Below are 12887 nucleotides of genomic sequence, written 5' to 3' on the forward strand. Positions count from 1 at the left end.
GCGATCACGACGGAGGGGACGGCATGACAATCCTGGTAACCGGGGCCACCGCGAATATCGGGCGCAAGGTTGTCGATCATCTACTGGCATTGGGCGCCGGGGATATTCGGGCGCTCACCAATAGCCCGCGAAAGGCGGCGCTACCCGAGGGGGTGCAGGTGGCGCAGGGCTACCTGGGCAAACCCGAGACGCTGCCCGCCGCGTTCGAGGGGGTGGAACGGATCTACCTCGCGCCCATGCCGGATACCGTCACCGAGGTGCTGGCGCTGGCGCGCGCCGCCGGGGTGCGCCATATCGTCGATCTGTCCGGTGAACCGGAGAGCTGGTGGGGGAGTGTCAGCAATGCCGTCGAGGACAGCGGGATGGCGTGGACGCATCTGTGGCCCGCCGATTTCATGGAGAACACGTTGATGTGGTCGCGGCAGATCCACGAGGTAGGCATCATTCGGGAACCGCATCCGGAGGCGGCGAGCGCGCCCATCGCCATGGATGACATCGCCGCGGTGGCCGCGGTCGCCCTGCTGTCCGATGATCATCACGGTCGTGCGCACTCGCTCGGCGGGCCGGAGATTCTCACCCGGGCCGAGCTCGTGCGGCAGCTCGCCGCGGCACTCGGCCGCGATATCGCCTTCGAACGCTCATCCCGCGAGGAGGCCATCGCGGCCTTGACGCCGACCATGGGCGAGACCGCGACCTGGTACGTCGACAATGCGCTGAGCTCCTTCGACCCGAACCCGGTCGGCCTGCCCATCACCAGCGTCGCCGATATCACCGGCCGCCCGGCGACCACGTTCGCCCGGTGGGCCACCGATAACGTCGCGCGGTTCGACCTCGACTGATCCGGACGTTCGAGGGCCGCCCGGATTCACCGCGCGGCCCTCATTCGGCGTTGACGCAGCGCTGCCCGAAATGCCGCTTCGGGGTGGTCCGCGGTCGAACACTATGCTCGACGGCGTGACCCCGAGGATTGGTGTGCTGGCATTGCAGGGCGACGTGCGCGAGCACATGCACGCGCTGGCGGCGTGCGGCGCCGAGCCGGTGGCGGTGCGCCGGGAATCGGAATTGGCGTCGGTGGACGGTCTGGTGATTCCCGGTGGCGAATCCACCGCGATCAGCAAGCTGCTGGACATCTTCGAACTGCTCGAACCGCTGCGGCAGCGATTGCGCGACGGTATGCCCGCCTACGGATCATGCGCGGGCATGATCCTGCTGGCGAGCGAGGTGCTCGATACCCGCCCGGATATGCACACCCTGAATGGCATCGATATGACGGTGCGGCGCAATGCTTTCGGACGTCAGGTCGATTCCTTCGAAACCGATCTGGAGTTCACCGGGCTCGATGACGGCCCGGTGCGCGCGGTCTTCATTCGCGCGCCGTGGGTGGAGCGCACGGGCGCCGATGTCGAGGTGCTGGCGCGGGTGCCCTCGGGTCCGGCGGCGGGCACCATCGTCGCGGTGCGGCAGGGCAATGTCATGGCAACGTCCTTCCACCCCGAGGTGACCGGAGATCTGCGCGTTCACCGACTGTTCGTCGAAACCCTGGTGCGCCCGCGCGCCGGTGTCTGACCCGGCCCGAGTTCACGTGCTCGCGGCCGTCACGGGCGCGCGCAGTAGACTGGGGCGCTGTCCGTCCGTGGGCCCGTAGTGTCGCTTTGGTGAAACTACTCAGCCCCCTGAACCGAGGAAGTAGGGAATGAGCGGCCACTCCAAATGGGCCACCACCAAGCACAAGAAGGCCGGGATCGACGCGAAGCGCGGCAAGCTCTTCGCCAAGTTGATCAAGAACATCGAGGTGGCGGCCCGCACCGGTGGTAGTGACCCGGACGGCAACCCGACCCTGTACGACGCCATTCAAAAGGCGAAGAAGTCGTCGGTGCCCAATGACAATATCGAGCGCGCCCGCAAGCGCGGCGGTGGTGAAGAGGCCGGCGGCGCCGACTGGCAGACCATCATGTACGAGGGCTACGGCCCCAATGGTGTTGCGGTGCTGATCGAATGCCTCACCGATAACCGCAACCGCGCGGCCGGTGAGGTGCGCGTGGCCATGACCCGCAACGGCGGCAATATGGCCGATCCGGGTTCGGTGTCGTACCTGTTCCACCGCAAGGGCCTGGTCACCATGGAGAAGAACGGCCTGACCGAGGACGATGTCCTCATGGCAGTGCTCGACGCCGGTGCCGAAGAGGTCAATGACAACGGCGACACCTTCGAGATCATCTCCGAGCCCGGTGACATGATCGCGGTCCGCACCGCCCTGCAGTCGGCCGGTTACGACTACGACTCCGCCGACTCGGGCTTCCAGCCCTCGATGTCGGTCTCGGTGGACGCCGATACCGCGCGCAAGGTGTTCAAGCTGGTCGACGCGCTCGAAGACAGCGATGACGTCCAGAATGTCTACACCAACGTGGACATCTCCGACGAGGTCCTCGCCGAACTCGACGACTGAGTCGTCACAGCACGCACGAGTCGTCGCAGCACGCCAACGAAGGCCGCCTCCCGAATTCGGAAGGCGGCCTTCGCCGTTCCGGTGCGATGCTGTGGCGCGCCTCGATCAACAGCTCGAATGTCGCGCGGTCGCGGTGGAAGAATCACCCGCATGGTCGCGCTGGGTGATTCATACGGTGGGACCGGTGTGGTCCGATACCGAGGATCGCTCGGAACTGCTGGCGTCCTGCTATCGCGAATCACTGCGGGTGGCAGGTGAATTGGGGGCCGAATCGGTGGCGTTTCCGGCCATTTCGACCGGAATCTTCCGGTGGCCCATGGACGATGGGGCGCGCATCGCGATCGAAACGGTGCGGAGTGTGCCCACGACGGTTGCGCAGGTGCGGTTCGTACTCTTCGGAGCTGATGCCTACCAGGCGTTTCAGGGTCGGCTGGGTTAGCGTCGCGCGTTCTTGTCGGTGGCCTCTGCAAAGGCGGGACGGTGACGAATACCGATGAGGCGTTTCGGATCCGAATCGAGGTCAGACTCTCCGACCTCGATCCTCAACTACATGTGACAGGTGCCGCGTATCAGCAGTACGCGGATCACGCGCGCTTCGAATGCGTTCGCGCGGCGGGGATTTCGGCGGAGGAGTTGGTCGGGGGCGGTGTGGGACCGGTGAATCTGGAGACGGTGATCAAATATCACCGCGAGTTGCGGGCGGGGGATTGGGTTGACGTGACCTGCGAATGGGTGTGGGGAGCAGGGAAGACCTATCGGGTGGAGCATCGGTTCACCCGCGCCGATGGGGAACTATCGGCGACTATCACGCACGTCAGCGGGTTGATGGATCTGCGGACGCGGCGATTGGTGGCCGATCCCGCGCGGGAATGGGCTGTGCGAGCCAAGGATCCGACGCTCCTGGGCGTGGAACCGGTGTGCTCCTGAGGGACTCGGCCCGGGTGCTCGTCGGCACCCGTGTCGGTGGGCGGGGAATCCCCTGAGGTCCGTTAGACTCTCGAACAGTTGTTCGTCTGCGGTGAGAGGGGATTTCGTGCGGGTGATGGGCGTCGACCCCGGGCTCACCCGGTGCGGGCTCAGCATGGTCGAAGGCGGGGTGGGGCGCACGGTGACCGCGCTGGCCGTCGACGTGGTGCGCACACCGCCCGATATGGATCTCGCACAGCGACTCATGGGCGTGGCCGATGCCGCCGAGGCCTGGATGGACAAATATCTGCCCGAGGCGGTGGCGGTGGAACGGGTGTTCTCCCAGCACAATGTGCGCACCGCCATGGCGACCGCGCAGGCGGGCGGGGTGATCGCGCTGGCGGCGGCGCGGCGCGGGATACCGGTGCACTTCCACACCCCGAGTCAGGTGAAGGCGGCGGTCACCGGAAACGGTTCGGCGGATAAGGCGCAAGTGACCGCCATGGTGACCCGTATCCTCGGGCTGGCGGTCGCGCCGAAACCCGCGGACGCCGCCGACGCGCTGGCATTGGCCATCTGTCATTGCTGGCGCGCGCCGATGATCGATCGCATGGCCAAGGCCGAGGCCATGGCGGCGGCACAGCGGCGCATGTACGAGGAAAGGCTTGCCCAGCAACGGAAGGCGGTATCCGGGTGATCGCGTCGGTACGCGGTGAAGTGCTCGAGATCGGGCTCGACCATGTGGTCCTGGAGGCCGCCGGCGTCGGGTATCGGCTCAATGCCACTCCCGCCACGCTAGCCACGCTCAGCGCCGGTGCGGACGCGCGGCTCTACACGACCATGATCGTGCGCGAGGATTCGATGACCCTGTTCGGGTTCTCCGATACCGAATCCCGTGAATTGTTCGGCCTGCTGCTGACCGTATCCGGGGTCGGCCCCAAGATCGCCATGGCGGTGCTCGCGGTGCTCGAACCCGAAGCGCTGCGCAAGGCGCTGGCCGAGAGCAATGTGGCCGCGCTGACCCGCGTGCCCGGTATCGGCAAGCGCGGCGCCGAGCGCATGGTGGTGGAACTGCGCGACAAGGTGGATCTGGTTCCGGTGCAATCGGGTCCGCCCGGATCCGGTCCCGCCGCGATCGCCACACCGGTGCGCGAACAGGTGGTGGAGGCGCTCATCGGCCTCGGCTTCCCGGTCAAACAGGCCGAACCCGCCGTCGAGGCCGTGCTGGTGCACGATCCGGACCTGGGCACCTCGCAGGCATTGCGGGCCGCGCTGGGGCTGCTGGGCAAGAACCGATAGGCGCTCATGATCGACGAACCTGACTTCGCCCCGGAACCGGACTTCAGCGGCGAGCCCGATTTCGCTCCCGATCCGGATTTCGCCGGGACCGATGCCGACGAATCCGCGGTCATCCCAACCTATCTCGCCTCCGACGGTGAGATCGAGGCCAGCCTGCGCCCGAAATCGCTGGACGATTTCATCGGGCAGCCGCGCGTGCGCGAACAGCTGGCGCTGGTGCTGCGCGGTGCGAAACAGCGCGGCGGGACACCCGATCACGTGCTGCTGTCCGGTCCGCCCGGACTGGGCAAGACCAGTATGGCCATGATCATCGCCGGGGAGCTGGGCACCGCATTGCGCCTGACCTCCGGTCCGGCGCTCGAGCGTGCCGGGGATCTGGCCGCCATGCTCAGCAATCTCGTCGAGGGCGATGTGCTCTTCATCGATGAGATCCACCGCATGGCACGGCCCGCCGAGGAAATGCTCTACCTCGCCATGGAGGATTTCCGGGTCGACGTGGTGGTGGGCAAGGGTCCGGGTGCGACCTCCATTCCGCTCGATATCGCCCCGTTCACGCTGGTCGGCGCGACCACCCGCTCGGGTGCGCTCACCGGCCCGCTGCGCGATCGTTTCGGTTTCACCGGCCATATGGATTTCTACGAACCCGATGAGCTGCAACGGATTCTGCTGCGCTCGGCACGCATTCTCGGCGTGCAGATCGAGGAGAACGCCGCCACCGAGATCGCCGGGCGCTCCCGGGGCACGCCCCGTATCGCCAACCGGCTGCTGCGCCGCGTCCGCGACTACGCCGAGGTCAAGGCCGACGGCATCGTCACCCGTGAGATCGCGCACGCCGCGCTGGCGGTCTACGACGTCGATGTGCTGGGTCTGGATCGGCTGGACCGTGCGGTCCTGACGGCGTTGATTCGCAGCTTCAACGGCGGACCGGTGGGCGTCTCCACGCTCGCCGTCGCCGTGGGTGAGGAAGCCGCCACCGTCGAAGAGGTCTGCGAACCCTTCCTGGTGCGCGCCGGTTTGGTGGCCCGCACCCCGCGCGGCCGCGTCGCCACCGCCGCGGCGTGGGAACATCTGGGTTTGGTTCCGCCGCCGGATCTGGTCTTCGGCTCCATCGAAGTCCGTGCCCGCGAACAACATCCGGGACTCTTCGACTCGGCCTAGCAGGTCCCCGAACCGGCGAACGCCCCCGTGACAGCAGGTGCTGTGACGGGGGCGCTTCTCCCACAATCTGTTTCCCCGTATCGGGTTCGGGGCGGCGTCGTCCGATTGTGGGAGGGGCACCGGGGCGGTGCCCACGATCGGGTACTACGCACCCGGTCCGCGCACGGTTCACTCGACGGTGAGAACCAACTTTCCGACGGTGCGACCGGTTTCACCCAGGGCGTGCGCCTTGGCGGCATCGGCGAGCGGGAACACACCCGCGATGGTCGGCCGGAGCGTGCCGGATTCGGCGAGCTCGGCCAGCGCGGTCATACCCGCGTGATCGGCCTCGACCAGAATCAGCACGGCGCGCATGCCGCGCTCGGCACCCGCCCGCACCAGGGAATCGGCTCCGAGGGCGCGGAGTGAGACCAGAATTCCCTTGGGGCGCAGTGATTTCATCGACTTGATCGCATGCTCGGCATCGATCGGATCGAGGATGACATCCACATCGCGGACCGTCTCGTGCACATCGACGGCGTGATAGTCGATGACCTCATCCGCGCCCAGACCGCGCACGAAGTCGTGATTGGCCGAGCTCGCGGTGCCGATGACGTACGCGCCCAGCGATTTCGCGATCTGCACGGCGAAATGCCCGACACCGCCCGCGGCGGCGTGGATCAGCACCCGCTGTCCCGGTTGCACATCGGCGGCATCGACCAGGGACTGCCATGCGGTGAGAGCCGCAAGGGGGATGGCGGCGGCCTGAATGTGGTTGAGATTGGCGGGCTTCCGAGCGAACGCGCGGGTCGGGCCGGTCACGTATTCGGCCGCCGCACCGTGCCCGTGCGGGTAGGGGAGCATGCCGAAGACCTCGTCACCGGGCTGGAACAGCGTGACGCCGATGCCTACCGCCACCACCTCGCCCGAGACATCCCAGCCCAGGACGAACGGCGGTTCGGGCAGGAACAGTCCGGGGCGGCGGCGATGTCCCCAGTCGGTGGGGTTGAGGGCGGTGGCGTGCACGCGCACCAGGATCTCGCTCGGTCCCGGTTGCGATACCGGGCGTTCGACCTCGCGCAGCACCTCGGGTCCGCCGAGTACATCCTGGCTGATGGCGCGCATGGTCTTGGGGATGTCCTTCTCGCTCATAGCACCGAGCTTGCCGTCCATCGGCGCGCAAGGAAATGGCACGATCGCCATTATTCGATAGAATCGTGCCATGCAGAGTGAGGTGATCCGGCCGCATCGCGTGGTCGTACTGGCACTGGACGGGGTGTACCCGTTCGAACTCGGCATCCCGAACCGGGTGTTCGGCACCGCCGATGGGCGCTACGAGGTGCTCACCTGTTCGGTCGACGGAAAGCCGGTGCGCAGCGATTCCGATTTCGATATCGCGGTCGGGCGGGACGCGAGTGCGCTGGAAACCGCCGATACCGTGGTCATACCACCCTGCGATGTGCTCGCCATCCTGGAAGACGGTTTACCGCAGCGGATTTCGGACGCCCTGGCGCGCATCAACCCGGCCGCGCGGCTGGTCTCCATCTGCACCGGTGCCATCGTGGTGGCCGCCGCCGGGCTGCTGGATGATCGGCCCGCGACCACACATTGGAATTTCGCCGAGCGCTTCGGTGCGCATTTCCCGCGCATCCGGGTCGACCCCAATGTGCTCTATGTCGATGACGGCGACATTCTGACCTCGGCGGGCGCGAGCGCGGGAGTTGATCTGTGCCTGCACCTGATTCGCCGCGATCACGGTAGCGAAGTCGCCAATATGGTGGCGCGCCGGTGTGTCGTGCCGCCGTGGCGCGAGGGCGGTCAGGCGCAATTCATCGAACAGCCCGTCCCGCCGCCGGCCGCCGCGGGCACCGCCGATGCCCGGCAATGGGCGCTGGAAAACCTGCACAGCCCGCTCACGATGGCCGATCTGGCCGAACGCGCCCGCATGTCCGGCCGCACCTTCGCCCGCCGCTTCCGCGATGAGGTGGGGATAAGCCCCGGCCGCTGGCTCATTCAACAGCGCGTCTTCCGTGCTCGCGAACTGCTCGAGACCACCGAACTCTCGGTCGATCGCATTGCCGCCGAAGTCGGTTTCGCCACCGGCACCTCGCTGCGCCAGCACCTGCACGAGGCGATCGGCATCGCCCCGCTCGCCTACCGTCGCACCTTCCGCGCCGGCGCTGCCGCCGCACCCTGATCTCGCGACCGACCGGATTCGAGGCGAGTCACGCTGTATCCCTCGACATCGGTGTCGGACCGGCGAATCCAGCGCGCCCGCCGTGCCGCCGAATTCCCCATGGTGACAGCGGTTCTCAGCGGCGGCCGGTGTGCAGGCTGAGTTCGCGGACTTCGCGCAGATGCTGTTCCATGGCCACGGCCGCACTCGCGCCGTCGTGCCGGGCGACTGCTTCGTAGATCTGCCGGTGCCCGTCCAGGGAGACGCGGCGGCCGCGTTTGGTGCGGTGCGAGAGGGTGCGGGTGCGGCGGGTCCATTCGGTAGTCATGGTGCACAGCGTCACCAGGAGGGGGTTCTGGGCGGCGTGGGCGAGCAGGGCGTGGAATTCGATATCCAGGCGCAGGGATTCATCGGCCGAATTGCCGTCGTGGCAGCGGCCGAGCACGTTTTCCAGTGAGAGCAGGTTGGATTCGACCGCGCGCAGGGCCGCGAGATGCGCGATGCGCGGTTCCACCAGATCGCGCAGTTCACTGGCATGACCCAGTTCGATTTCGGTCTCGGCCAGGCTGCCCGCCAATTCCGCTGCCGTGTACGGAGTGTCGGCCACGGTGCTGCCCCGGCCCTGTCTGCGTTCGATGAGCTTCTTGGACTCCAGCTCGAACATGGCTTGCCGCAGCGACGATCTGGAGATATTCATATTCGCCGCGAGCTCACGTTCGGGTGGCAGCCGATCCCCCGCGCGCAGTTCGCCGCTGATGATCAGGCCCTCCAGGTGGGCCGCGACCTCCGCGCTCACACTGCGTGCGCGGCGGCTCAGCGGTGGTATCGAAGCCGTCATCGACTCAACTCTAAATCCCTTCGTATGCAGGCTATTTCGCGCGCGTAAAGCGCTCGTTACGATAGCTTGTGAACCCTGTTTCCGCCCGGTCGGCTGTCCTATGGTCGGCAGATCGGATGGTCCGACCAATTGCGGTCGGGTAGGGAAGGTAGTGCGCGTGACGTCGATTGTGCAGGGGTTCGTCCCCGCGTTTCCGGTGCTGCAACCGGGCGAGGGAATCGGCGATACGACGCCCTATATTCCGGCCGAACCGTCGAAGGTGCTGTGGGGGCGGATCCCGTGTGCGGGCGACACTCCGATCGCCACCATCGATCCCGGGCAGGCGGTGATCGTCGATACCGTCAGTCACGAGGGCATTCTGGAGGATCAGGGGTCGGATCCGATCGCCTACTTCGGCAGGCACGGGGTGGAGTTGGACCATATCCTCGGTGACACAGTGGAAGTGGCGGCCTCACGCAAGCGGGATTCGCTGGCCGGGCCGCATATTGTGACCGGGCCGATCGCCGTGAACGGTGCGCGCCCGGGCGATCTGCTGGCGATTCGGATCGACGATCTCACCATGCGCGCGCCGTACGGCGTGGTGTCCACCCGGCACAATCGCGGCGTACTGGCGCATAAGCTCGGCTTCGACGGTGATTACGGCCAATTCTGTAGCGTCGACTCGCGGGACGGAAAGTGGTTCGGCACCATGCCGATTCACCCCGCGCGTCCGCACACCGCCGAATTCCCGCTCGATCCGTTCCTCGGCCTGATCGGCGTCGCCACCGATACCGATTCGCACCTGTCCTCGGTGCCGCCCGGACTGCACGGCGGCAATATCGATATCCGCCGCCTCACCCCCGGCGCGACACTCTTCCTCCCCGTACAGGTTCCGGATGCCCTGCTGTACATCGGCGATCCGCACTTCGCCCAGGGCAATGGCGAAGTCGCGCTCACCGCGCTGGAAGCACCCCTGCGCGCCCGGCTCACCGTCGACCTCATCCCCGCCGCCGAGGTGAAGGCCGGATTGGGACGCCCCATCGGCCCCTTCGCCGCCGCCCACGGTTTCATCATCCCCACCGGTCTGGACCCGGACCTGAACAAAGCGCTCGAGGTCTGCGTCCGCAACGCCATCGAAATGGTGGTGGCCCTGTTCGACGCCGACCCCCAACAGGCCTACCTCTACCTCAGCGCCGCAACCGATTTCAATATCTCCCAGGCCGTGGATCAGGTGCGCGGCGTCCACGGCGAAATCCGCGTCGCCGACTTCGCCCACCACGCCACCACCGCCCTGGCCCGCCGAATCCTGGAGCGCGCGTAGTGGCCGACAGCCCTGCCGACTTGGCGGCGCATGGGGTCGAAACACCCGCCGACTCAACCGCGCCCGGGGTCGGGACACCCGCCGATTCGCCCGCGCGATTCGTCGAAACGCCCGGCAGTGGCGAGGCGGCTGCAGGGCGTGAGGATGCAGTCTGGCGTATGCGGGGCGCACCCCTGATCGCCGCGTCCGGACCGGGCCCGCTGTCGGGCCACACCATCGCGGTCAAAGACCTCTACGCCGTAGCGGGATTCGCCATCGGCGCGGGCGTGCGCGACTACCCCGGTGATCCGGAACCCGAGCACGCCACCGCCGTGGCGGCATTACTGGCAGCCGGTGCCGACATCACCGGTATCGCCCACACCGACGAATTCGCCTACAGCATTACCGGTTCCAACGGCACCTATGGCATGCCGGTGAATCCTGCGGCCCCGCAACGCATCCCCGGCGGATCCTCCAGCGGGTCCGCCGTCGCGATCGCTCGCGGCGAAGCCACCATCGGCCTCGGCACCGATACGGCGGGCTCCATTCGCGTCCCCGCCGCCTACCAGGGCCTGTGGGGCATCCGAACCACCCACGGCCGCATATCCTCCGACGGCCTGCTCCCGCTCGCCCAATCCTTCGACGCCGTCGGCTGGATGACCCGCGACCCCCAAACCCTTGCCGCCGTAGCGAATTGCCTCCTACCGCCCGATGCCTCAGGTGTGGGTTCCGGTGCGGCACCCGAGTCCGCGATCGACGACGTGACCGCCAAGCCTGTTCGGTTGGTGGTCGACACCGGGCTCTGCAAGGTCGCGGACGCAGCGCTGGCTGCCGCAGTCCGCACTGCCGCCGACACCTTGGCCGCGGCTCCGATGACCCTGGACGCGGATCTCGAATCCTGGTTCACGGCCTTCCGCACTATTCAGGCGTATGAGGCTTGGCGCAATCACGGTCCGTGGATCACCACCCACCCCGGTGCGCTGACACCCGAAGTGGCGCAACGCTTTGCCTTCGCCGCGACCATCACCCCGGCGGCCGCCGATCGCTCCCGGCGACTACTCGATGCGGCAGCATCCCACCTGCGTTCCGCACTCACCGGCCGAATCCTGCTGCTACCCAGCACCGCGACGTATCCACCGCTCCGGACCGCGAACCCGGCGGAATTGGAGGCGGGGCGTACTCGAACCCTGCACCTGACCTGCCTGGCCTCGCTCGCGGGCCTGCCCGCCGTCACCTTCCCACTCTCCGAAACCGATGGCCTCCCAATAGGTCTCTGCCTGATCGGTGCTCCTGGCACCGATCATTCACTCATTCGCGCGGCGCACGCCGCCGCCGACCGACTCGGATGAGCAGCCGCCGTCCGGCGTATCGGCAGGTGTTAATAGCACATTCCTTCCACCCCGGGCGCGTGCCGCGTTGTCCGGTCGAGTCCCGTTGTTCCCCAATGCTGTAACGCATCGGGCTCGGCGTGATTGGCGTTCGCGGTATCGCGCGTTCGTGGAGTCCTCGATCGCTGACCTCAGGCGCGCTGCGCCTGGGGGAGTAGTTCGTTGATTCTGGTGGTGCGGGCGACGATTCGGCCCGACTTGATGACGTAGCAGCGGTCGGGGCGGTCCAGGAGGGCGTGGGAGAGGCGGTTGGTGGAGAGGATTACCAGGTCGGCTCGGGCGCCGGGGTGGAGGCCGTAGGTGTCGGAGATGCCGATGATGCGGGCGGCCTGGGTGGTGGCCATGGCCAGGACTCGGGTGAGGTCGGCGGGGCCGGAGAGGTGGGAGGTTTGGGCGAGGAAGAGGCCGATGTCGAGGAGGTCGGCGTTGCCGTAGGGGGTGAAGGCGTTGCGGATGTTGTTGGAGGAGTAGGCGGTTTCGACGCCCGCGGCCCAGAGTTCGCGGATGGGGGCGATGCCGCGGCGGGTGTTGACGGTGTCGGTGCGGCCGCCCAGGTGCATATCGGTGGCGGGGAGGGGGACCACCGCTACGCCCGCTTCGGCCAGGCGGGTGAGGGTGTGGTGTCTGCGGGCGGGGTCCTGGCCTGCCAGGGAGGTCATATGGCCCAGCGTGACTCGGCCGGACATGCCGGTGCGGTCGGTGACCTCGGCGATGTAGTCGGCCATGGCGAAGCGGGGGTCGGTGGCATCGTCGGCGAAGTCGGCGTGGATGTCGAGGGGGACGGCGAATTCGGCGGCCAGGTCGAAGATCAGGTCGATATGGCGGCGGCAGTCCGCGACGGTGGCCTCGTTGTAGGCGCAGCCGCCCAGCACATCCGCGCCGCGGCGCAGGCTGTCGCGCAGCAGGTCCAGGGTGCCGGGGGCTTGCAGGATGCCTTCCTGCGGGAAGGCGACGATTTGCAGGCCGATGCGGTCGCCGTACTCCTCACGCAACGCCAGCAGCGCCTCGACGCCGCGCAGTCCGACGATCGGATCGACATCGGGATGCGCGCGAATCATGGTGGTGCCGTTGGCGATCGCCATATCCAGCACCCGGCGGGCGCGGGCGGAGATGGATGCCACGGTGAACTCGCGCTTGAGTTCGGCGGTGACCGCGATGGCTCCGGCGAGGGTGCCGTCGGGGTTGGGGCGTTCGGCATCGAGGAGGGCTTTGTCCAGGTGGACATGCGATTCGATCAGTCCGGGAATGACCACCCGTGCGGCGCAATCGATCTCATCGGTCGCGGCCACGGGCAATCCGGGTCCGATGGCGCTGATCAGCCCGTCCTCGATGGCGATATCCACGAGCGCGGCGGCATCGTCGATGCGGGCATTGCGCAACACCAGATCAGCCATGGATACCTCCGCGAGCACAGCGAT

13 protein-coding genes and 1 pseudogene are annotated in these 12887 nt (G+C 67.3%); 11 read left to right on the plus strand and 3 right to left on the minus strand.

The window, feature by feature from the left end:
* Positions 1–23: 23 nt before the first annotated feature.
* The 8 genes and pseudogenes from AB0L82_RS07165 to ruvB all read left to right on the plus strand — a co-directional run bounded on the left by AB0L82_RS07165 (position 24) and on the right by ruvB (position 5809).
* Positions 24–839 (plus strand): NAD(P)H-binding protein, encoded by an 816-nt coding sequence (locus AB0L82_RS07165; RefSeq protein ID WP_364632247.1) that lies wholly within the window; start codon positions 24–26, stop codon positions 837–839.
* A gap of 103 nt (positions 840–942) precedes the next feature.
* A complete protein-coding gene (gene pdxT / locus AB0L82_RS07170; RefSeq protein WP_364632249.1) occupies positions 943–1566 on the plus strand; it encodes a pyridoxal 5'-phosphate synthase glutaminase subunit PdxT in 624 nt (207 codons plus the stop codon).
* A gap of 127 nt (positions 1567–1693) precedes the next feature.
* Entirely contained in the window at positions 1694–2446 is a 753-nt protein-coding gene (locus AB0L82_RS07175; RefSeq protein WP_364632251.1) for a YebC/PmpR family DNA-binding transcriptional regulator, read from the plus strand.
* A 154-nt stretch (positions 2447–2600) separates the two neighbouring features.
* Positions 2601–2885: pseudogene (locus AB0L82_RS07180) on the plus strand (macro domain-containing protein); the annotation flags it as partial.
* Between the two features lie 41 nt (positions 2886–2926).
* Positions 2927–3373 (plus strand): acyl-CoA thioesterase, encoded by a 447-nt coding sequence (locus AB0L82_RS07185; protein WP_364632253.1) that lies wholly within the window; start codon positions 2927–2929, stop codon positions 3371–3373.
* Between the two features lie 106 nt (positions 3374–3479).
* The gene (ruvC, locus tag AB0L82_RS07190) at positions 3480–4049 is read left to right on the plus strand and encodes a crossover junction endodeoxyribonuclease RuvC (RefSeq protein ID WP_364632255.1); all 570 of its coding nucleotides are present in this window, start codon (positions 3480–3482) and stop codon (positions 4047–4049) included.
* On the plus strand, positions 4046–4651 hold the full coding sequence (ruvA, locus tag AB0L82_RS07195) for a Holliday junction branch migration protein RuvA (protein WP_364632257.1): 606 nt from the start codon (positions 4046–4048) through the stop codon (positions 4649–4651). Before ruvC ends, ruvA begins: the two co-directional genes overlap by 4 nt.
* Before the next feature lie 6 nt (positions 4652–4657).
* The gene (ruvB, locus tag AB0L82_RS07200) at positions 4658–5809 is read left to right on the plus strand and encodes a Holliday junction branch migration DNA helicase RuvB (protein WP_364632259.1); all 1152 of its coding nucleotides are present in this window, start codon (positions 4658–4660) and stop codon (positions 5807–5809) included.
* 168 nt (positions 5810–5977) lie between these two features.
* On the opposite strand, the gene AB0L82_RS07205 is transcribed toward ruvB, so the two are convergent.
* Positions 5978–6940 carry an NADP-dependent oxidoreductase gene (locus AB0L82_RS07205; RefSeq protein WP_364632261.1) on the minus strand — a complete coding sequence of 321 codons (963 nt, stop codon included), beginning with the start codon at positions 6938–6940 and terminating at the stop codon, positions 5978–5980.
* Positions 6941–7010: 70 nt separating this feature from the next.
* On the opposite strand from AB0L82_RS07205, the gene AB0L82_RS07210 reads away from it, so the two are divergent.
* Positions 7011–7985 carry a helix-turn-helix domain-containing protein gene (locus AB0L82_RS07210; protein WP_364632263.1) on the plus strand — a complete coding sequence of 325 codons (975 nt, stop codon included), beginning with the start codon at positions 7011–7013 and terminating at the stop codon, positions 7983–7985.
* 115 nt (positions 7986–8100) lie between these two features.
* On the opposite strand, the gene AB0L82_RS07215 is transcribed toward AB0L82_RS07210, so the two are convergent.
* A complete protein-coding gene (locus AB0L82_RS07215) occupies positions 8101–8802 on the minus strand; it encodes an FCD domain-containing protein (protein ID WP_364632265.1) in 702 nt (233 codons plus the stop codon).
* A gap of 157 nt (positions 8803–8959) precedes the next feature.
* On the opposite strand from AB0L82_RS07215, the gene AB0L82_RS07220 reads away from it, so the two are divergent.
* A complete protein-coding gene (locus tag AB0L82_RS07220; protein WP_364632267.1) occupies positions 8960–10102 on the plus strand; it encodes an acetamidase/formamidase family protein in 1143 nt (380 codons plus the stop codon).
* Between the two features lie 158 nt (positions 10103–10260).
* On the plus strand, positions 10261–11430 hold the full coding sequence (locus AB0L82_RS07225) for an amidase family protein (RefSeq protein ID WP_364632269.1): 1170 nt from the start codon (positions 10261–10263) through the stop codon (positions 11428–11430).
* Between the two features lie 170 nt (positions 11431–11600).
* Here AB0L82_RS07225 and AB0L82_RS07230 read toward each other — a convergent pair whose 3' ends face one another.
* On the minus strand, positions 11601–12863 hold the full coding sequence (locus tag AB0L82_RS07230; protein ID WP_364632271.1) for an amidohydrolase family protein: 1263 nt from the start codon (positions 12861–12863) through the stop codon (positions 11601–11603).
* Positions 12864–12887: the final 24 nt, after the last annotated feature.

Origin of the sequence: Nocardia sp. NPDC052001 (genome assembly GCF_040680615.1) — a bacterium.
GTDB lineage: Bacteria > Actinomycetota > Actinomycetes > Mycobacteriales > Mycobacteriaceae > Nocardia.